Origin of the sequence: Thermococcus cleftensis (assembly GCF_000265525.1) — an archaeon.
Lineage (GTDB): Archaea > Methanobacteriota_B > Thermococci > Thermococcales > Thermococcaceae > Thermococcus > Thermococcus cleftensis.
This window is the reverse complement of the sequence record NC_018015.1, coordinates 309,587-329,487: the sequence shown is the minus strand read 5'-3', so window position 1 is coordinate 329,487 and position 19,901 is coordinate 309,587. Positions and strand designations below refer to the sequence as shown.

At 56.1% G+C, this 19,901-nt stretch carries 21 protein-coding genes and 2 tRNA genes; 19 read left to right on the top strand and 4 right to left on the bottom strand.

The features are described from left to right. Nucleotides 1-2 precede the first annotated feature (2 nt). Nucleotides 3-728, bottom strand: a complete 726-nt coding sequence (locus CL1_RS01860; protein WP_014788218.1) for an arginase family protein — start codon at nt 726-728, stop codon at nt 3-5. A 138-nt stretch (nt 729-866) separates the two neighbouring features. Between CL1_RS01860 and hxlAB the strand changes: the two genes are divergently transcribed. From hxlAB to CL1_RS01795, 13 genes are all read left to right on the top strand, one after another. Beyond that, entirely contained in the window at nt 867-2,087 is a 1,221-nt protein-coding gene (gene hxlAB, locus CL1_RS01855; protein ID WP_014788217.1) for a bifunctional 3-hexulose-6-phosphate synthase/6-phospho-3-hexuloisomerase, read from the top strand. Between the two features lie 51 nt (nt 2,088-2,138). Further along, entirely contained in the window at nt 2,139-2,894 is a 756-nt protein-coding gene (locus CL1_RS01850; RefSeq protein ID WP_014788216.1) for a hypothetical protein, read from the top strand. An 8-nt stretch (nt 2,895-2,902) separates the two neighbouring features. After that, nucleotides 2,903-3,547 (top strand): TIGR02253 family HAD-type hydrolase, encoded by a 645-nt coding sequence (locus CL1_RS01845; protein ID WP_014788215.1) that lies wholly within the window; start codon nt 2,903-2,905, stop codon nt 3,545-3,547. After that, nucleotides 3,544-3,723, top strand: a complete 180-nt coding sequence (locus CL1_RS01840; protein WP_014788214.1) for a hypothetical protein — start codon at nt 3,544-3,546, stop codon at nt 3,721-3,723. The genes CL1_RS01845 and CL1_RS01840 overlap by 4 nt, the downstream gene beginning before the upstream one ends. Before the next feature lie 3 nt (nt 3,724-3,726). Next, nucleotides 3,727-4,545 carry a DUF4392 domain-containing protein gene (locus CL1_RS01835; protein WP_014788213.1) on the top strand — a complete coding sequence of 273 codons (819 nt, stop codon included), beginning with the start codon at nt 3,727-3,729 and terminating at the stop codon, nt 4,543-4,545. Then, nucleotides 4,542-5,162, top strand: a complete 621-nt coding sequence (locus CL1_RS01830; protein ID WP_014788212.1) for an HD domain-containing protein — start codon at nt 4,542-4,544, stop codon at nt 5,160-5,162. Before CL1_RS01835 ends, CL1_RS01830 begins: the two co-directional genes overlap by 4 nt. Before the next feature lie 101 nt (nt 5,163-5,263). After that, a complete protein-coding gene (locus tag CL1_RS01825; RefSeq protein ID WP_014788211.1) occupies nt 5,264-5,776 on the top strand; it encodes a KH domain-containing protein in 513 nt (170 codons plus the stop codon). A gap of 45 nt (nt 5,777-5,821) precedes the next feature. Next, entirely contained in the window at nt 5,822-7,138 is a 1,317-nt protein-coding gene (aspS, locus tag CL1_RS01820; protein WP_014788210.1) for an aspartate--tRNA(Asn) ligase, read from the top strand. A 132-nt stretch (nt 7,139-7,270) separates the two neighbouring features. Continuing rightward, nucleotides 7,271-9,256 (top strand): COG1361 family protein, encoded by a 1,986-nt coding sequence (locus CL1_RS01815; RefSeq protein ID WP_237266261.1) that lies wholly within the window; start codon nt 7,271-7,273, stop codon nt 9,254-9,256. A 64-nt stretch (nt 9,257-9,320) separates the two neighbouring features. Next, nucleotides 9,321-9,677: a peptidyl-tRNA hydrolase Pth2 gene (gene pth2, locus CL1_RS01810; protein WP_014788208.1), complete on the top strand. Its 357-nt coding sequence runs from the start codon at nt 9,321-9,323 to the stop codon at nt 9,675-9,677. Nucleotides 9,678-9,680: 3 nt separating this feature from the next. After that, nucleotides 9,681-10,928, top strand: coding sequence for a tRNA pseudouridine(13) synthase TruD (truD, locus tag CL1_RS01805; RefSeq protein WP_014788207.1), 1,248 nt, complete (start codon nt 9,681-9,683; stop codon nt 10,926-10,928). 51 nt (nt 10,929-10,979) lie between these two features. Beyond that, nucleotides 10,980-11,717 (top strand): phosphoglycolate phosphatase, encoded by a 738-nt coding sequence (locus CL1_RS01800; RefSeq protein ID WP_014788206.1) that lies wholly within the window; start codon nt 10,980-10,982, stop codon nt 11,715-11,717. Further along, nucleotides 11,692-12,525, top strand: coding sequence for a GNAT family N-acetyltransferase (locus CL1_RS01795; RefSeq protein WP_014788205.1), 834 nt, complete (start codon nt 11,692-11,694; stop codon nt 12,523-12,525). Before CL1_RS01800 ends, CL1_RS01795 begins: the two co-directional genes overlap by 26 nt. Here the strand turns inward: CL1_RS01795 and CL1_RS01790 are convergent. Next, nucleotides 12,518-13,663 (bottom strand): M20 metallopeptidase family protein, encoded by a 1,146-nt coding sequence (locus CL1_RS01790; protein ID WP_014788204.1) that lies wholly within the window; start codon nt 13,661-13,663, stop codon nt 12,518-12,520. The two genes, CL1_RS01795 and CL1_RS01790, sit on opposite strands and share 8 nt — an antisense overlap. 122 nt (nt 13,664-13,785) lie before the next feature. Here CL1_RS01790 and CL1_RS01785 point away from each other — a divergent pair. The 5 genes from CL1_RS01785 to pyrG all read left to right on the top strand — a co-directional run bounded on the left by CL1_RS01785 (nt 13,786) and on the right by pyrG (nt 16,802). Further along, a tRNA-Ala gene (locus CL1_RS01785) sits at nt 13,786-13,863 on the top strand. Nucleotides 13,864-13,874: 11 nt separating this feature from the next. Next, nucleotides 13,875-13,952: transfer RNA gene (locus CL1_RS01780), tRNA-Val, on the top strand. A 312-nt stretch (nt 13,953-14,264) separates the two neighbouring features. Continuing rightward, on the top strand, nt 14,265-14,552 hold the full coding sequence (locus CL1_RS01775) for a DUF357 domain-containing protein (protein ID WP_014788203.1): 288 nt from the start codon (nt 14,265-14,267) through the stop codon (nt 14,550-14,552). Nucleotides 14,553-14,562: 10 nt separating this feature from the next. Then, nucleotides 14,563-14,943, top strand: a complete 381-nt coding sequence (locus CL1_RS01770) for a DUF555 domain-containing protein (RefSeq protein ID WP_014788202.1) — start codon at nt 14,563-14,565, stop codon at nt 14,941-14,943. 257 nt (nt 14,944-15,200) lie between these two features. Continuing rightward, complete coding sequence (gene pyrG / locus CL1_RS01765) at nt 15,201-16,802, top strand: glutamine hydrolyzing CTP synthase (RefSeq protein WP_014788201.1); 1,602 nt, start codon at nt 15,201-15,203, stop codon at nt 16,800-16,802. On the opposite strand, the gene CL1_RS01760 is transcribed toward pyrG, so the two are convergent. Continuing rightward, on the bottom strand, nt 16,799-17,680 hold the full coding sequence (locus CL1_RS01760) for a hypothetical protein (RefSeq protein WP_014788200.1): 882 nt from the start codon (nt 17,678-17,680) through the stop codon (nt 16,799-16,801). The two genes, pyrG and CL1_RS01760, sit on opposite strands and share 4 nt — an antisense overlap. Nucleotides 17,681-17,814: 134 nt before the next feature. On the opposite strand from CL1_RS01760, the gene CL1_RS01755 reads away from it, so the two are divergent. After that, nucleotides 17,815-18,207, top strand: coding sequence for a 30S ribosomal protein S8e (locus CL1_RS01755; protein ID WP_014788199.1), 393 nt, complete (start codon nt 17,815-17,817; stop codon nt 18,205-18,207). Nucleotides 18,208-18,664: 457 nt separating this feature from the next. On the opposite strand, the gene hmgA is transcribed toward CL1_RS01755, so the two are convergent. Continuing rightward, a complete protein-coding gene (gene hmgA, locus CL1_RS01750; RefSeq protein ID WP_014788197.1) occupies nt 18,665-19,885 on the bottom strand; it encodes a hydroxymethylglutaryl-CoA reductase (NADPH) in 1,221 nt (406 codons plus the stop codon). Nucleotides 19,886-19,901 lie beyond the last annotated feature (16 nt).

Below are 19,901 nucleotides of genomic sequence, written 5' to 3'. Positions count from 1 at the left end.
TCTCACCCTCCCAGGAGCTGGAACACTTCGACGAACGCCTTCTTTCCGAGTCTCGAGCGTCTTATTCTGTCCGAGACCTCGGCAATGTCAAAGGCCTTTATCCTGAAGTTCTCCTTGATTCCCTCCAAAAGCTCCAGGAGCTCTTCTAGGGTCAGCTCGCCGTGCTGGAAGCGGGCTATCTTGTACTCCGGTCTTAAGACGTCCATGTCCACGGTGAGGTAAACCTCATCACCGAGGTACTTCTTGGTTTCGTCAAGTATCTCCAAGAGGTCGTTGGTCTGGAGGTTCCTGTAGGCCCTCCACTTTCCCCTTACCCTCCTGCTCCTCAGCAGAGCCGGGAATATTTTGACCCTTCTCGTCCACAGCTGGGTCCTCTCGGTTGTGGGTATCATCAGAACCGGGGCCAGAACGACGGCCCTGTTCACGAGGCGCTCTTCCAGGGCGTAGGCGAGCCACGAGCCGTGGTCAAGGTAGTCGTGCATAAGGTCAGTGTGGGCATCGACGCTGATGAGAGATTGGGGCCTGAGCTTTTCAGCTATCCCGTACGTGGCAAGGTGCTCCCCTATTATGTACGCCCTATCCTGGGGAATCCTCTCGGCCAAAAGCTCGACCCTGCTTGATTCCACTATCATGTAGTCGTCGATGAGCTTGTTGCGCTTGAGGAGCTGGAGAACGTACAGAACCCCGTCCCTGTTGGGTTTTTCTCCGAAGGGAATGAACGTTACCATTGATTCCACCGCCCCCTGTTGGGTCTCGTGCTTTTAAAGTTTGGCCGAGCTCTTGGACATCTAAATGTTAATTTGCAATGCCAAAGTTTAAAAAGTAGCATCGCAAGCTTAAATCGAAAACTCTTCGGAGGCGAGGAGATGATACTCCAGGTTGCCCTGGATCTCACTGATATTGAGCAGGCCATTTCTATAGCCGAGAAGGCTGCGAAGGGCGGCGCTCACTGGCTAGAGGTTGGGACCCCGCTCATAAAGAAAGAAGGCATGCGCGCTGTCGAGCTTCTCAAGAGGCGCTTTCCGGACAGGAAAATCGTCGCCGACCTCAAGACCATGGACACCGGCGCTCTGGAGGTCGAGATGGCGGCCAGGCACGGTGCCGATGTTGTTTCTATCCTCGGCGTCGCGGACGACAAGACCATAAAGGACGCGGTCGAGGTCGCCAGGAGGTATGGAATCAGGGTCATGGTCGATCTAATCGGTGTCAAGGACAAGGTTAAGCGCGCCAAGGAACTCGAGAAGATGGGCGTCCACTACATACTCGTCCACACGGGCATAGACGAGCAGGTTCAGGGCAAGAGCCCGCTGGAGGACCTGGAAAAGGTCGTCAAGGCTGTGAGCGTTCCCGTTGCGGTGGCCGGTGGTTTAAACCTTGATACCATACCCAAGGTCGTCGAGCTTGGCGCCACCATAATAATCGTCGGCGGCGCGATAACCAAGGCCAAGGATCCGGAGGAAGTCACCAGGAAGATAATAGACCTCTTCTGGGGCGAGTACATGATGACCATAAGAAAGGCCATGACCGACATACTCGACCACATCAACAACGTCGCGGGAGAGCTGAAGCTTGATCAGGTTCGCGGCTTCATCGACGCCATGATAGGGGCCAACAAGATATTCATCTACGGCGCCGGCAGGAGCGGCCTCGTCGGCAAGGCCTTCGCGATGAGGCTCATGCACCTCGACTTCAACGTTTACGTCGTCGGTGAGACCATAACACCTGCGTTTGAACCAGGAGATCTCCTCATAGCCATCAGCGGTTCCGGCGAGACCAACAGCATCGTCGATGCCGCGGAGATAGCCAAGAAGCAGGGAGGCAAGGTTGTTGCGATAACCTCCTACGCCAGCTCGACCCTTGGAAGGCTCGCTGATGTCGTCGTTGAGATACCCGGAAGGGCCAAGACCGACATACCAACCGACTACATAGCGAGGCAGATGCTCACGAAGTACAAGTGGATAGCGCCGATGGGAACCCTCTTCGAGGACTCGACGATGATATTCCTCGACGGCGTCATAGCGCTCCTCATGGCGACCTTCCAGAAGACCGAGAAGGACATGAAACGGAAGCACGCCACCCTTGAGTGAGCACCGAAAAGGATATGAACGGCCCCCCATATTTTCCTTTTAGGGGTCGTCATGCAGTCTTTTACCCACGTCTTCGTCGGAATCGGGGGAACCGGAGCGAGGATTGTAAACAGCATCACTGCCGACGGGATAGTCAAGGTAACCGTCAATCCAGCATACTATCTCCTTCCGAACTCCAATAGTTACGAGGATCGGCTGAGGAACTTCTTTTCCAGGCTCCCAAGGGACACGTTTCTCTGGCTCGTGTTCGAGGACAAGGACATCAACCACGAGCTCAGGGAAATCATAACCGAGAGTGCCCCGGGGGATACCATAAAGCTGGCCTACGTCCTCACTCCCCGCAAGGAACTTGTTGAGGAGAAAAAACCCTCCTGGGCACGGGAATTTGAAACGGTCTTCTACGACTCCCTCTGGGACTTCTTCTCCGATGAAAACGTTTCCCTGGTAAAAGCTTTTGAGAGAGCCTCTGCCAACATAGCCGAGATGTTCTCCCGTCTCTACTACTACCTGGAAACGCAGATGCTCGTGAACATCGACTATGCGGACCTCTTCAACATGATCCGAGGGGGCAACGTGGGCATACTTCGCCTCCTCCGCGAGGTGGATTTCACCTGGCACTGGGGGATATGGGAGAGGGGCCTGATTGGAATCCTGGTCGGGAGCGACTTTCCACTGAGGGGCGCCCACAGCATACTGCGGAACTTTCAGGAGGTACTGTCGGAGAAGGACATAATATGGGGCGTCATAACGGACGAAAGTTTAAACGGCAGGGTCGAGATACTGGCACTGCTGGTTAAGAAGTGGTAGGTGATAGAATGAAGGCGGTTCTCTTCGACATCGATGGGACGATATTGACAGAGATGCCTCTTATCCAGCTCTTCCTCCCGCAGGTCTACGACAGGCTCTCGAAAAAGCTTGGAATCAGCAAGGACGAGGCAAGGGAGCGCTTTCTGGCCGAGATATTCGAAAGGAGGGACACCTACGACTGGCACGACTGGAACTTCTTCTTCAGGCTCTTCGACCTCGACCTACGCTACGAAGAGCTCCTAAAAAGATACCCCCACAGGCTCAAGGTTTATCCCGACACGGTGCCGACCCTCGAGTGGCTCAAAAAAGAGGGCTACCTCCTGGGCGCCGTCACGAGCGGGCCAGAGTACCAGAGGCTCAAGCTCGAGCTGACCGGCCTTTTGGGGTACTTTGACGTAATCGTCACCCGCGAGGACGTGAGGACCATAAAGCCCGAACCTAAAATTTTCCTCTACTCCCTTGAAGCCCTGGGAGTCGAGCCCGGTGAGGCGGTTATGGTCGGCGACTCACTGAGCCAGGACGTTTACGGTGCCAAGAACGTTGGAATGACCGCCGTCTGGATAAACCGGGAAGGTGAAATCGGTTACAACATGGCGGATTACGAGATTAGGGCCCTTCACGAGCTTAGAAAAATCCTGGGGGGATTGGAATGAAGGAGATATTCAGTGGGGAGGGCGTCTTTGTCGAGTATTCGGAGAAGAAGGTCAAACTTGAGAACGGCCACGAGCTGACCCACAGGAGTGAGAAGCCGACGGAGCTATGGTGGAAGCTCAAGGAGGCCGTGAAGGGAAAGAGGGTTAAGGTGGTCGTGTACGAGATAGGGGAATGAGCCATGATAGCCCACCTCATAAACACCGACGTGGGAAACCGCGGGGTTCTGGGCCTGTACCTGGACTACCGCAGGAGGAATCCCAATTTTTTACATAATTCTGCAAAAATGTTTTTGGACAATTATGATAGAGTGCTCATCGTCACGGGCTTCCCCATACCCCCCACCATGCGCGCCGAGACCGACGGGCCGCCGGGAACGCTGGCCCTGGCCAAGGCCGTTGAAACCCTCGGCGGCAGGGTGGAGATACTGACTTATCCCGAGGTGGAAAATGCACTCGATGCCTTTGGACTGGAATTCGTCAGGGAACCGGACGTTTCCTCCTATTCTCTGGTCATCGCGGTGGAAACCCCCGGCAGGGCGGCCGATGGGAGGTACTACTCCATGAGTGGGCTGGAGATAACGAGGGAAACTTTTGACGGTGTTATCCTCAAGGCTAGAGAGGTTGGGGTGCCAACGATAGGCATAGGCGACGGGGGAAACGAGGCTGGAATGGGCAGGATAAGGGATCTGGTCGTCAAGCACGTTCCCCATGGTGAGAGAATAGCAAGCGTCGTGGAGACCGATGAGCTGATCCTCTCGGCCGTTTCCAACTGGGGCGCCTATGGCCTCGTTGCCCAGGCCTCAATTGAGTTAGGGAGGGAGCTGCTCCCCGGCTGGGACGAGAGGACGATAGTGAAGGCCATCTCGAAGCTCGGGTTAATCGACGGTGTCCTGAAGACCCAGACGCCTTCCGTGGACGGGGTAAGCTTGAGCGTTCACGATGCCATCGTTGAGCTTTTAAACGTGCTCGTCAAGGATTCCCTCAAGGTGGTGGAATGAGGCTGGAAGACTTCATAAGGGAAGAGGATTCAATCAGATTGATAGAACGGACGAGGGAGTTCGCGAGGGGCTTCTTCGAGAGGGAAGGGACGCACGGCTTTAGCCATACCGAAAGGGTCTTCAACCTCTGCCTCCACATCGGCAGGGAGGAGGGGGCCGATTTAGAGGTGCTCGCTTTGGCCTCTCTCCTCCACGACATAGCGAGGCCCCTGGAGAGCGCGGGGAAGGTCGAGGACCACGCGGTTGAGGGTGCAAAAATTGCGAGGCGTTTCCTGACGAGCCTAGGTTACCCCGAGGAGAAGGTTGAAGCTGTCGCCCATGCCATCGAAGCCCATCGCTTTTCGAGGGGACCCGAGCCGAAAACGCTCGAGGCAAAAATCCTGAGCGACGCCGACAAGCTTGACGCGATTGGTGCTATCGGAATAGCGCGTGTTTTTATGTACTCGGGCGAGAATGGAAGGGACATAGAGGCCTCTCTAAGGCACTTCGAGGAGAAGATCTTCAAGCTCAAGGATTTGATGTACACCGAAACCGCCAGGAGGATTGCCGAGGAGAGACACGTCTTTACCCTTGAATTCATTGAGAGGATAAGGCGCGAGATAGAGGGCGAAATCTGAACCCTTTTCCGGCTTTTTAATTCCATAATAACCTTTTTAAAGGACTTCCAGAATTAAGGGTTAGCCCCTTTAAGGTCATTCTCAGGCGAGGAGGTGAGAAGATGAAGGCGCCAATCTGTGAGGTGTGCTTGAAGACCGACGACATTCTGTGTCCGGCTGACGAGAAAAAGCTCCAAGAGGGGATTATCTCCGAACTGGACGTTAAGGTCGCGAGGCTTCTCTACAGGCTCATCGGGGACGTTGATATGGAGTTCAAGAAGGCCGTTGAGGCCGGCGATCTCATAGTCATCGTTGTTGGTGAGGGCGACGTCCCCGTAACAATCGGCAAAGGCGGAAAGAACATCAAGGCCCTCATGAGGGAGCTTGGAAAGAGGATACGTGTTATCGAGGCCGTTGAGGTCAAAGGTACCGAGGACATCAAGAAGCTCGCCACCGACCTCCTCTACCCGGCGGGAGTCTTTGGCGTGAACATCGTTTACAAGCCCGGAGGGGGAACCTACTACAAGGTTCTCGTCCTTGGCAGGGACAGGAAGAAGCTCCCGGAGAAGGCTGAGGTGCTGGAGAGCATACTCTCCCAGATAACCGGATCCGAGGTAAAGATAAACTTTATTTGAACTTCCTTTTCTCTCCTACAGGTTTCACAACCGGAGGTAGATGGTATGTATCGGACGCACTACTCGAGCGAGATAACTGAGGAGCTGAACGGCCAGAAGGTTAAGGTGGCCGGCTGGGTATGGGAAATCAAGGATTTGGGCGGAATAAAGTTCCTCTGGCTCAGGGACAGGGAAGGCATAGTCCAGATAACCGCCCCCAAGAAGAAGGTCGAGCCGGAGCTCTTCAAGCTCATTCCGAAGCTCAACGCCGAGGACGTAGTGGCGGTTGAGGGAACTGTGAACTTCACGCCCAAGGCAAAGCTCGGCTTCGAGATTCTCCCTGAGAGGCTCGAAATCCTCAGCAGGGCCGAGAGCCCGCTCCCCCTTGACCCTACCGGCAAGGTAAAGGCCGAGCTCGACACGAGGCTCGACAACCGCTTCATAGACGTTAGAAGGCCGGAAGTGATGGCGATTTTCAAGATACGCTCAAGCGTCTTCAAGGCAATCAGGGATTTCTTCCACGAGAACGGCTTCATCGAAATCCACACGCCCAAGATTATAGCGACTGCCACCGAGGGCGGAACCGAGCTCTTCCCCATGAAGTACTTCGAGAAGGACGCTTTCCTTGCCCAGAGCCCCCAGCTCTACAAGCAAATCATGATGGCTTCAGGTTTGGACAGGGTCTACGAGATAGCCCCAATCTTCCGCGCCGAGGAGCACAACACCACCAGACACCTCAACGAGGCCTGGAGCGTCGATGCGGAGATGGCGTTCATCGAGAACGAGGAAGAGGTGATGAGCCTCCTTGAGAGGCTGGTGGCCCACGCTATAAACTACGTCCGCGAGCACAACGCGAAGGAACTGGAGAACCTCAACTTCGAGCTTGAGGAGCCGAAGCTCCCGTTCCCGAGGCTGAGCTATGACAAGGCACTTGAGATTCTCGCCGATTTGGGCAAGGAAATCCCCTGGGGAGAGGACATAGACACCGAAGGGGAAAGGCTCCTCGGGAAGTACATGATGGAGAACGAGAACGCTCCACTTTACTTCCTCTACAGGTACCCGAGCGAGGCAAAGCCGTTCTATATAATGAAGTACAAGGATAGGCCAGAAATCTGCAGGGCCTTTGATCTCGAATACAGGGGCGTTGAGATAACCTCCGGCGGTCAGAGGGAGCACCGCTACGATGTTCTCGTCGAGCAGATAAAGGAGAAGGGGCTCAATCCAGATAACTTCGAGTTCTACCTCAAGGCCTTCCGCTACGGCATGCCGCCGCACGGGGGCTTCGGCCTCGGCGCTGAGAGGCTGATAAAGCAGATGCTCGACCTTCCAAACATCAGGGAAGTTATACTCTTCCCGAGGGACAGGAAGAGGCTCACACCGTAACGCCTTTATACCACCTTTTCCTTTTGGTGATTAGCTAACTACTCTTTGGAGGCTGGAGGCATGAAAAAGGCCATTGCTTTAATCCTACTGGGGCTGATGGTTTTCTCACTGACACCGATGGCACGCCCAGTGATGTCAGCTGCCGTGCCCGAGAGCGCCAGCATAACCGGTGACGTTTACCTTGGCCTGGGAGACAAGGCAATTCTCGGACCTTTCGAGATTCAGTTCGTCGATGTCACGCCAAACTGGAGCAAGATTTATCTCCTTGTCAACGGGCCTCAGGGGCCGCTCAGGTACGTCCTGAGCCTCAACGGTTACCTCCTCTACCCGTCGAGTGCGAACGTTTACTTGAACGTGAGTCTCCTTTGGATTAGATACGATACCAAGTCAGTCCTCCTCGAGATAAAATCACCCCTCCAGAAGATTCTCTCCGACCAAAACATGGTCGTTGGAAACACCATTACCTTACCCGAGGGGTTCCCCCAGATAAAGATAAAACTGACCTCTGTTTCGGGCGATACGGCCACTTTCACCGTCACCATGCCCTACGGGAAGACCTACACGCTGACCGTGAACAAGGGTTCGGCGGCTTCCGTCGGCTACCAGCTTGACAGTTCACACTCCTATTCCAACTACCTCACCGTGGAGGTCACCAACACCGTCACTAACGGTGCTACCGTGAACATCTACATTCCCAAGGTCGCCTCGACGGACTTCAAGATAGTGAAGGAGGGCGAGGAGAACCCGCCGGAACCGCCGCAGGAGGAGACGGTGCTGGTTTACAACGGTCTCCTCTACGTGAACGAGAAGCTCCCCGTGAAGGTTGAGAACACCACTTACTACGTTAAGCTTGTCTCTGCGATTCCAGACGTTGCCAAGGTTGAGGTTCTGGAGGGCAGCGAGAGCCTCGGCACGATGCTCCTAGAGGTTGGAGACGTTCCAAAGGACGTTCCGGGAACGCCCCTTAAGCTCTCCGTCCAGAACGTCGAGCCGGACTACAAGAGGGCCACGATTAGGGTCTACGCTCCACTTGGAACCCAGGTGACCCCGATACTCCGTCAGGCCAACATCGTGGCGACGATCGATGCGATACCCAAGGAGATAATGCTGGACGACAACCTGGTGGTCACCATCAACGTCAAGAACCTGGGAAGGGGCGACGCCTACGACGTGAGCGTCGCCGCGCCGATACCGAACGACTTCGAGCTCATCAGCATGACCAAGACCTGGAACCTCAAGACCTTCCCGGCCTTCACCAACATGCCGGCGCTCATCTACGTCCTCAAGCCCACCAAGGTCGGCGAGTTCGACATTGGAAAGGCCGTCGTTACCTTCTACGACGACCAGAGCCTTGAGACGGGCAAGAAGAAAACCGTGTACTCCGCTCCCCTGACCGGCATCAAGGTCTACAACGTGCCCACCATCGAGGTCACTGCCCAGGCCTACAACGGCACCTGGAGTAACTACGTGACCGCCAAAGTCGGTGATGAGGTTAAAGTTAAGTTCACCCTTAGCGCCTCCGAGGGTAACCCCGACTTCGAGTTCGTGAAGAACGCCACCCTGCTCCTTGACCTCCCGGCAAGCGTCGATGGTCAGGGTCTGGTTGAGCTCGGCACGATAAGGGCCGGCGAGACCAAGACAGTCCAGCTCGACCTCACCGTCCTCAAGGAGAACCTTACCAACATTGGGGCCACCCTCGTCTACCTCGACCCGCTCGGCGGTCAGCACAGGCTCAACCTCGGAAACCTCGTCACCATAAACAGTGTTCCGCCGAGGATAATCAAGGAGGAGGTCAAGGTCTGGCCTACCCCCGAAGAGCTTCCGGAATACGTGAACAAGACCCTGGCCGGAATGGAGAACCCGATCCCGCTGGCCGAGAAGCTCGCCAACATCTCCGCCTACTACCTTCCCAAGGAAGAGAAGAGCAACCCCTGGCTGCCCCTGGCGATAATCTTCCTGCTGGCCGCGGTGATAGCGGGAGGACTGGCCTATAAGTACCGCGATGAGGCGGAGAAGCTCAGGGAGAAGCTTGAGAGGAAGAAGCAGAGGCGCCCGGGAGGACTGCCCAAGAAGGAGGGCGAAGAAACCGAGACCGGCCAGGGAATGGCCGAGCTCTGATTCTCCCTTTTTCTGCTTCCTTAACTTTATAAACCGACCCCTCAGAGTTTCTCCGGTGTGGGTCATGTTCAGGTACAAGCAGGTCATAGTCTCGCGGAAGGATCTCAAGCTCAGCAAGGGCAAGTTCGCCGTTCAAGTGGCTCACGGGGCGGTGACGGCCGCTTTAAAGGCCCAGAAAGAGAAGCCAGAGTGGTTCAGGGCCTGGTTCAATGAGGGCCAGAAGAAGGTCGTGGTGAAGGCGGAGAACCTCGAGGAGCTCTTCCAGCTCAAGGAGAAGGCTGAGAAGCTCGGCCTTCCAACAGCGCTGATACGCGACGCTGGCTTAACCGAGATTCCGCCGGGGACGGTGACAGTTTTAGCAATCGGTCCCGGTCCGGAGGAACTGCTGGATAAGGTTACTGGCCACCTCAAGCTGGTGTGAGAGATGAACTACCGCGAGTTCTTCTCCCTGCTCCGCCATCTGAGCGAGAAGCCTGGGATAGGCGGGCGGATAAAGGCCCTCCCCGAGGACTTTGTCGTAATAGAAGAGCCTTTGCCCTCGATCTTCGAGGGCAAGAGACATGCCATATTCCTCCTCAAGAAGCGCAACTGGGACACGATGACTGCCGTAAAGGAGATAGCGAAGCGTGCCGGAATAAGCCATCGCGAGATAGGCTTCGCCGGGACCAAGGACAGGCACGCGGTAACGTACCAGTACGTAAGCGTCCCCGCTGAGGCCAGGGAAAAGGTGGAATCGCTCCGGATCAGGGATATCGAGCTGACCTTTGTAGGCTACGGCCGCTTCATCAAGCTCGGCCACCTGCTCGGGAACCGGTTCAGGATAATCGTCCGAGACGTTGGCGAGGGAGCCTTTGAGAGGACGAAGGAGATAGTCCGCGAGCTCCGCGAGAAGGGGGGCTTCCCGAACTACTTCGGCTACCAGCGCTTCGGAGAGAGAAGGGTGGTGAACCACCTAGTCGGGAAGCTCCTCCTCCAGGGGGAGTTTGAGGAAGCGGCGAGGCTCTTCCTCGGCTATGCGGACGGGAGTATGGAGGGCGACGAGGCCAGGAAAACCTTCTGGGAAACCGGGGACGTGGACAGGGCTTTGGAGGAGTTCCCGCGCTTTCTGAGGTACGAGAGGACTCTGCTCCACACCTACAAAAAAACGGGGAGCTGGAAAAAGGCTTTTCTCTCGCTCCCGCTCCCGATAATGCGCATCTTCATTCACTCCTACCAGAGCTACCTCTTCAACCTCTACCTGTCGAGGAGAATAGAGGAGCTTCCCCTGAACGAGGCCCTCGTCGGGGACGTCGTGGTCCAAATGAAGGGCGGAATCCCCTACCGCGACAGAACCTACCGCGTCACCGAGACCAACAGGGATTTCGTCAATGAGAAGGTACGGAAGGGGCAGGCGATGGTTTCAGGCCCGCTCTTCGGCTTCTCCATGAGGAAAGCAAAGGGTCTCCCGGGAGAGCTTGAGAGGGAAATCCTCGAGGAGGAAGGGATTGGCCTTGAAGCCTTCAGGAGACTGCCGAGGCCGATGGCCGAACCCGGCGGGAGGAGGGAGCTTTTGATAAGGCCCCTTGGCTTAACCTACGGCTACATTCCCGGCACGGGCATGTGCTTCCGCTTCTTCCTGCCGAAGGGGGTTTACGCGACGAGTGTCCTGAGGGAGATAATGAAGGACCATTAATGGGTAGAAATCCTTATAATCGCTCCTTCCTTCCCGTTTCTGGGTGAGAGAATGATAAAGGCGATATCACTTGACATAGACGGCACGATAACCTATCGCGACAGGACGCTCAGCATCGATGCCTTGAAAGCTATAAGGCTCGCGGAGAGGCTTGGTGTTCCGGTGATGCTCGTAACGGGGAACTCCGTTCCTTTCGCCGAGGCGGCCGCGGTTTTCATCGGCACGAGCGGGCCGGTCATAGCCGAAGACGGTGGAGCACTTTCGCTCAAGGGTGAGGGGACGATGAGGAAGCGCGTTTTCCTCACGGATATGGACGAGGAGTGGATACTCTGGAGCGAGCTGAAGAAGCGCTATCCTGAGGCCGAGCTCAGCTACTCGACGATGGAGCGGAAAGCCGGCCTCGTGCTGAGGAGAACGGTTCCGGTCGAGGTTGTAAGAGAGATTATCGAGGAGCTTGGGCTTAACCTAATAGCCGTCGATTCGGGCTTCGCAATCCACGTCAAGAAGCCCTGGATAAACAAGGGGACTGGGATTGAGAAGGCCTGCGAGTTTTTAGGGATAAAGCCGAGCGAGGTGGCGCACGTCGGCGATGGGGAGAACGACCTCGACGCCTTCCGCGTCGTCGGTTACCGTGTTGCCATAGCCCAGGCCCCCGAGAGCGTGAAAAGAGAGGCCGACTACGTAACCCGGAAGCCCTACGGCGACGGCGGTGCCGAGGCTATAATTCACATTCTCCGGAAGTTCGGCTACCTCGGTGAGGGCGATGAGGATCCGCTTGGCGACCCTTGAAGACGTTAGAGGTATTGTTGAGCTCCATACCGCCGGAGAGAATTTGAAGGGCAGTCTCTACGAGCGCTACACGAAGGGTGGCCCGTGGACGAGCGTTGAGACCCTAGCGGTTCACATCAACAACCTTCTCCTCGACGACCAGCTCGTTGCTGTTGCCGAGCTTGACGGGAAAATCGTTGGTGAAGTTGAGGTCCTTTTCTCGGAGGAGCCCGTTTTGGGAAGGCAGATGAGGATAGCCCACGTTGACGTCATCGAAGTTCACCCCGATTACAGGGGTAGGGGAATAGGAAGGGCCCTAGTGGAGTTCGTCGAGGACGTTGCCCGGGAGAGGGGTGCGGAGATGCTGACGGTTCAGCCCGACGATGAAGCCAAGGGCTTTTACGAGAGGCTCGGCTTCAACGTTGAGCTCTTTGATGGAACCATAGTGTGGGTTCATGCAAAGGGCATGGGACGGACGGAGGTTCTTGAATTCAGCTGGCAGAACGTTAAAAACCTTGAACTGGTTGCAGGACGCTTCCAGAGCTCCTACAGCGTGTTCTTCTCAGCATTCGGGGACAACATCGCTGGCATTCACTACACGGTCGAAGCAGGAAAGAGCGGGGACTCCTACTACGCCCTCAGAAACCTTCCCGGCAGGGAGGGGGTTGCACTTCTCCTGTGGGGGAGGATTGAAGACGTTAAACCCGTCCTCGGGCGGGCAAAGGTCCTTGGCTTTGAGGGGGTTTTAACCGTCCTCCAGCGCGGAACTAGGAGCTTTGGGGTGGAAAAGGTTGGGGAAGTTAAAATAATGGGAAAGCCCCTCACCTGAGGAACTCCAGAGCTAGGGCAACCTCCATGGCCGTTCCGAGGTAAAGCACGTCCTCGTCCACGTCAAAGCGCGGGTGGTGGTGCGGGTGAATTATCCCCTTCTCCTCGTTGCGGATCCCGAGCGTTAGGAAAGCCCCGGGAACTTTCTGGAGGTAGAAGGCAAAATCTTCCGCACCCATCGTCGGTTCAACACCTCCGTGCCTAATGCCATACTTCTCGGCGACTCTTCTGGCAAACCTTGCCATCTCAGCGTCGTTAATCGTCGGTGGGACGAGCTCCTCTATTGAGAGCTCGTAGGAGGCACCGTGGGCCATGGCGACGCCCCTGAATATCTCCCGTATGCGCCTCTGGATAAGATCCCCTATCTCAGGCTTGAAGAATCTTATCGTACCCTTCATCTCGACTTCCTCAGGAATCACGTTGAAGGCCGTTCCAGCGTGCACCGCCGTGACGCTGACCACTCCTGTCTCGATCGGGGAAACGTTCCTGCTCACTATCGTCTGAAGGGCCAGTATCGTCTCCGCTGATATGGGAATTGGGTCAACCGTCTGGTGGGGGGAAGCCCCGTGTCCGCCCCTGCCCGTTATCCTGGCGGAGAATATTCCAGCCCCCGCCATGAACGGCCCTTCCTGGATTCCAATTATTCCGCTCGGGAGGTCTATCCACACGTGGAAGCCGAAGATTGCGTCAACGCCTTCCAAAGCGCCACCCTCAATCATCTTAACCGCTCCGTTGCCACCTTCCTCCGCCGGCTGGAAGATGAGCCTTACCCTGCCGTTGAACTCCTCGGCGTGCTCGGCTATTATTTTTGCCGCCCCGAGGAGCATCGCAGTGTGGGCGTCATGACCGCAGGCGTGCATCTTTCCGGGAATTCTGGACTTGTAGGGAACGTCGTTCTCCTCCTGAATCGGCAGGGCGTCCATGTCGGCGCGGAGGGCTATCGTCTTCTCGCCCTCCCCGATGTCCGCTATGATGCCCGTCCCGACGCGCTTTACCCTGTAGCCCCACTCACGCAGGTGTTCCTCTACAATCTTCGACGTCCTCTCCTCCTCGTACTTTAGCTCAGGATACATGTGGAAGTCCCTTCTCCAGGAGATAATCTGCTCCTTAATCTTCAGAGCCTCTTCGACGGGATTCATGCCAATCACCGTTTCGGTATTCACAGAACACCATATTAGCTTTTCGATGGGTATCTGAAAGATATCCCAACCGCAAAATTTATAAACCCCCCCAGATAGGTGATTACGGCGTCGATGGGAGTGGGCCGGTAGCTCAGCCTGGTATGAGCGCCGCCTTGGCAAGGCGGAGGCCCCGGGTTCAAATCCCGGCCGGTCCACCAACATTTGGGCTGGGCCCGTGGTCTAGACTGGTTATGACGCCACCCTGACAAGGTGGAGGTCCGGGGTTCGAATCCCCGCGGGCCCACCATAAGAAACTTTTCTCGCGGAAAGATTCATCAAAGTTTGTAGCTTCTTCCTGCACAGCTTAATTCCAGGTGATTTTTAGCGAGGGGGTTTGCTTCTCTACCGCTCCGTTGGAGTGCTTTAAGAGTTCGAACCGTGTTTTAGGGCTTGTGGAACGGCAGTCTGGTAGGGTAAGCCATATCAACCGCACCTTGTGGGGAAGAATCACAAGCTCTGATAAAGCGTTGCTTTGAAAAGTTTCTCAGTGAAGCTTTCCCAAAAGCTTCCGAGGTAAGGTTTATAAGCGACCCCTCCAACGATGGCTGAGGCGAGACCGGTGGGGCGGGAGATAACGGAGGAAAAGCTCCAGAAGTACTTTAGAATCACCGAAGAGGCCTTGAAGGTCCTTGAAATAGCCGTTCACGAGAAGAGTCTTCTGAGGAGCGTTGCGGAGGATTTTCTGACGATGGCGAGGAGCTATTTCAACGATGCCCGATACTACTACGAGAAAGGTGACTACGTTACCGCCTTCGCCGCTTTGAACTACGCTCACGGCTTCATAGACGCTGGTGTGAGGCTTGGAGTCTTCAAGGGAGAGGACGACAGGCTTTTTGCCTTCGGCTGAGGTGGGAGCCATGGGAGACTACGTTGTCGTTTTGGAAGCGCCGATAATCGTGAGGGACGTTGAGACGAGCGAGGACGCGATAAACGTCGCGGTGAGCAAGGTCGCCAAGGCACTCAATAAGGAGAAGCTCGACTTCGTGAGGGTTGAGATAGGCTACTCCCAGTGTCCCGTCTGCGGCGCCCACTTCGAGAGCGCCTTTGTCATAGGCTCTGTCGGCCTGGTCGGAATGTACCTTACTATCAAGGTCTACAACGCCCAGACCATCGAGCACGCCGAGAGGATAGCCAAGGCCGTCATCGGAAAGGCCCTCAAGAAGGTTCCCCTCAAGGTCTACGAGATTCGCGAGCTGACCGAGGAGGAAGAGGGGGACGGTCTGGAGCTGGAGGAGTGATCAGATTCCCCTCCGGTTTCTTCTTCTTGAAAAGTCTCCGGTACACCAACAGTGCGCTCAGCTGTTTTATCATGGTACTGAGGTTGGTGTCAGCGCCTTCCAAGGTTTTGGCCAGGGTGTTCTATCCATCTCTATGCAGGTTACCCGTAGTTAATCATTAAGTGGTGTGTGGGTCCTATCTAGTATTCCTTTCAGCCTCGACAAAGCTTTTAAGCACTCATCAATCAACCAGCAACATAACCCGTGGAGGTTTTGCCATGGCAAAGTTCATATTCGTCACCGGTGGTGTGGTGAGCGGTCTCGGGAAGGGCATAACCAGCGCCTCACTGGGAATGCTGATGAAGGCCAGGGGCTTCAGAACGACGAACATCAAAATCGACCCCTATCTAAACTACGACGCGGGAACGATGAACCCCTACCAGCACGGAGAGGTGTTTGTCCTCGACGACGGCGGCGAGGTGGACCTCGACCTCGGCAACTACGAGCGGTTCCTCAACACGAGCCTCAGCTTTGACCACAACATAACGACGGGCAAAGTTTACTCCGCCGTCATCGAGAAGGAGAGGAAGGGGGAATACCTCGGCGCCACCGTCCAGGTTATCCCCCACATAACCAACGAGATAAAAGAGCGCATAAGGAGAATAGCGAGGGACTACGATGTCGTGGTGGTGGAGATAGGAGGAACGGTGGGAGACATCGAGAGCATGCCCTTCCTCGAGGCGGCGAGGCAGATGCAGATCGAGGAGGGCAGGGAGAACGTCGCCTTCGTCCACGTCACCTACGTGCCGAAGCTCCGCGTTGTCGGCGAGCAGAAGACGAAGCCAACCCAGCACAGCGTCAAGGAGCTGCGCTCCCTCGGGATCCAGCCAGATGCCATAGTTGCCCGCTCGGAGGAACCGCTCGAGGAGAGCGCGAGGAGGAAGATAAGCCTCTTCACCAACGTCCCCGACGAGGCTGTAATCAGCGCCTACGACGTCGAGGACACCTACGAGGTTCCGCTGATGCTCGAGAAAGAGGGCCTCGCGAGGTACCTCACGAGAAGACTCGGCCTTCCGGAGAGAGAGCCGGAGCTCGATGAGTGGCGTGGGCTAGTCGAGAAGTACAAGGCCCTGACCGACACGGTGGAGATAGCCGTGGTCGGTAAGTACGTTAAACTGGCTGACTCCTACCTCAGCATAAAGGAAGCCCTGAAGCACTCGAGCGTGGCAAACGACGTCAAGGTGAAAATCAGGTGGGTTGAGGCGGAGGACGTCGAGAAGAAGGGGGTTAAACTCCTCGAGGGCGTGGACGGCATAATCGTGCCTGGTGGGTTCGGCGCGAGGGGAACCGAGGGCAAGATGATGGCAATACGCTACGCCAGGGAGAACGATATCCCGTTCCTGGGGATCTGCTTCGGCTTCCAGCTGACCGTTGTGGAGTTCGCCAGGAACGTCCTCGGCCTGGAAGGCGCCCACTCAACCGAGATAGACCCGCAGACACCTTACCCCGTCGTCGATTTGATGCCGGAGCAGAGGGACCTGGACAGGCTCGGCGGAACGATGAGGCTCGGGGCATATCCAGTCCACATCAAGCCCAATACTCTTGCCAGGAAGCTCTACGGCAGGGAGATAGTCTACGAGCGCCACCGCCACCGCTGGGAGGTCAATCCTGACTACATAGAGAAGTTTGAGAAGGCCGGCCTCGTCTTCAGCGGCATCGCCGGGGACGACGAGAGGAGAATGGAGATACTCGAGCTACCGGACCACGGCTACTTCATAGCCACCCAGTTCCACCCGGAGTTCAAGTCGAGGCCGATGAGGCCCGCCCCGGTCTTCAATGGACTCGTGGAAGCTGCGAAGAGGAGAAAGTACGGGGGCTAAGCCAGACCCAGGAGCTCCTCGTCCACCTTTTTCAGCTCTTCCATTTTCTGAAGCTCCCTGTAAAAGGCCACGCCTCCGACAGTTAGAAATTCCATCATCAGGGCGTTGAAGGGTGCCTGGAGGAGCTCGGAGGCGTAACTTGCAATCCCCTCTGGAAACACAAGATCCACGGCAAAGCCCACAGAACCGGCGATCATGCTCACTCCTATAACCCCCACCCAGAGGAGCACGCCGAAGGCGATGCTCGAGAGGACGTTTCCGAAGACCATTCCAAAGGCGCTGAATGCCGCGCCTATTCTTCCTTTGTCGGCGTAGAGGGGTATGGCTATTGCCGTCATGCTCGTGGTGATGGCCAGAATCGCCAGGAGGAGCAGAACCCCGATTAGTATCAGCACCGCGCCCCACGGAAGGAAGAGCACCCCCAGAACTGCCGGGATAAGCGCGACCGAGGCGAGTGCAATGGCCACGGCCATGAATATGAGTTCTATTGCAATTACCCCCGGAAGGTGCTTGAGGCCGTCGAGGAGAAGCTCGCCGATGCCGTACTCCTCCCCAGACTCGTGGAGGAGGGCACCCTTCGTGATGGCGTACTGGACGATCGAACCGAGGACGGCGCTGATGGCAATAAGTATCGCGAGGGCTTTACCAAGCTGGACAAGGAAGTCGATTATCTCCCCCTCCACGTCCCCGCCGTACTGCTCTATTATCACGTCCCCGCTGGTGGTCTGGTTCGGGGTGATTTCAAAGGACGGTTCACTCGGCAGCAGGTAAGCCGCCACCGGTGCCAGGAGGAGTGAGAATATCAGCGCGGGAATGTAGAGTTTCTTGGCCTCCACCATGAGCGAAAAGGTCCTTACGAACGCGTCTATTGCCCCCATTCCACCACCCATTGGAGTAATGGGTGGAGGCCTTTTAAATTTTTTGAGCCCGCGAGCCAGAAAAGCTTATAAACGAACCTCCGAAAGTGGCGATAGGTTGTAAACGAGAATATCAATCTCATGAGGTGAGAAGAATGGCTATCTGGCAGGGAAGGTCACTCAAGAAGCCTTCAGGTGGAAGGATTATCCTCGCTAGGAAGAAGAGGAAGAGGGAGCTCGGAAGGGAGCCGGCCTTTACCAAGGTCGGCGAGGACAGGGAAAAGAAGAAGATAATCAGGACCTACGGCGGAAACAGGAAGGTTCGCCTCATCGAGGCCCTCTACGCCAACGTCTTCGACGGTGGTAAGGGCAAGAAGGTCAAGATACTCAACGTCGTCGAGAACCCGGCCAACAGGCAGTACGTCAGGAGGAATATCATCACCAAGGGTGCCATCATCGAGACCGAGGCAGGAAAGGCCATCGTCACCAGCAGGCCCGGCCAGGACGGAGTTGTAAACGCCGTCCTTATCAAGGAGGAGAGTGCCTGAACTCTTTTCCCTTAAACTTTACTTGATTCCTGGCGTCTTTTCTGAAAGGTGACTTTGGGGGCAGATACCGATCTGTCGAGAAGCTTTACGAACTTTGAAGTCTCAAACTTGCCTGTCTGCGGAAGCCCCATGAAGGGCGGGTTCGAGGAACCCGTTTCAAGGGTTATCCTGATGAGAAACCCTCAAACCTTCCCGTCCTTAGCGAGGGGTTAAGTCGAATCCTCGTCCCTCACGGCGGGGAGGAGGTCAGCGGGGTGCCACCTTTGCGGTAGTTTCAATAAGCGACTACTTCAATCTCGGCCTTTGGGGTCCCTTCTCCTCGGTGCGATCTTTGCACCTGTTGAGTACCTCCTCGGCCCAAAGCGGGGAAGGGGGCGATAGCGGAGCTCGAGGAAAAGTTCGTGGAGAAAACGATAAGGGCATCGGAAAAGAAAGGGTTCGTGGGGAGGGTTTCCCTCTAGCGCCCCAGCTCCTTGTGGGCCTTGGCGAGGTGCTTGGCAGCTATAGCCGCAAGGAGCGAGAGTTCCCCGGCCAGGACGGCTCCCGCAACGATCTCGGCGAACTTTTTGGCGTTCGTTCCTGCCGGTTCGCCACCACCGGCGACGCCCATTATGCTTAGCGCCTCCCTCTGGGTCGGGACGCGCGTTCCCCCGCCAACCGTTCCAATCTCAAGGCTCGGCATGGTGATGCTTATGTAAAGGTTCCCCTCGGGAGTCACCTCAGCAAGGGTTATACCGTGCGAGCCCTCTGTAATCTGCGCCTCGTCCTGGCCTGTGGCGAGGAATATGGCGCCGACGATGTTGGCGAAGTGGGCGTTGAAGCCGTAGGAGCCTGCCTGGGCGGAGCCGACGAGGTTCTTGCGGTAGTTCACCTCGGCAATGAGCTCCGGGGTGGTCTTGAGTTTCTTCTCGACTATCTCACGCGGGATTATCGCCTCGGCTATCACCGTCTTTCCGCGCCCGTTGATGAAGTTCATTGCGTTGGGCTTCTTGTCCACACACATGTTGCCGGAGAGGGCGAGGTATTTGACATCGGGGAACTCCTCCTCGATGACCTTCATTATCTCCTCGCTGGAGATGGTCACCATGTTCATTCCCATCGCATCGCCTGTTTCAAACTCGAAGCGGAGGTAGAGGTTGTTGCCGACTATGAAGGGTTTAACGTCCCTAAGCTTTCCGTGCCTCGTTACCTTGCTGACGGCCTTCTCCTGGAGGTAGTCGATGTTGGCCTTAACCCACTCTGCAACTTCCCTGGCCCTTCTCGCGTCCGGGCACTTGAGGAGCGGTGCACGGGTCATCTTGTCGTCGATTATGGTTGTCTTCACCCCACCCGCCTCTGTCAAGGCGGAGCAGCCGCGGTTAACGCTTGCGACGAGGGCTCCCTCCGTGGTGGCAAGGGGTATGTAGAACTCGCCCTTCGCGTACTCCCCGTTGATTTTGAGCGGCCCGGCAACCCCCATCGGTATCTGGACGACGCCTATCATGTTCTCGATGTTCCTTCCTATAACCTGCTCGGGGTCTATGCTGTAGTGTCCAATGTGCTCCAGCTTAATGCCGAGCTTCTTCTCTAGGGCCTTCCTCCTTACCTCCGTTGCGGTTCTCTTGTCGGTGTACTTCTCAACCTGGTGGAGCTTTATCTCCCCACTTGCAACTTTTTCAACGAGCTTTTCCGCGTCCATTTTAACACCTCCAAAA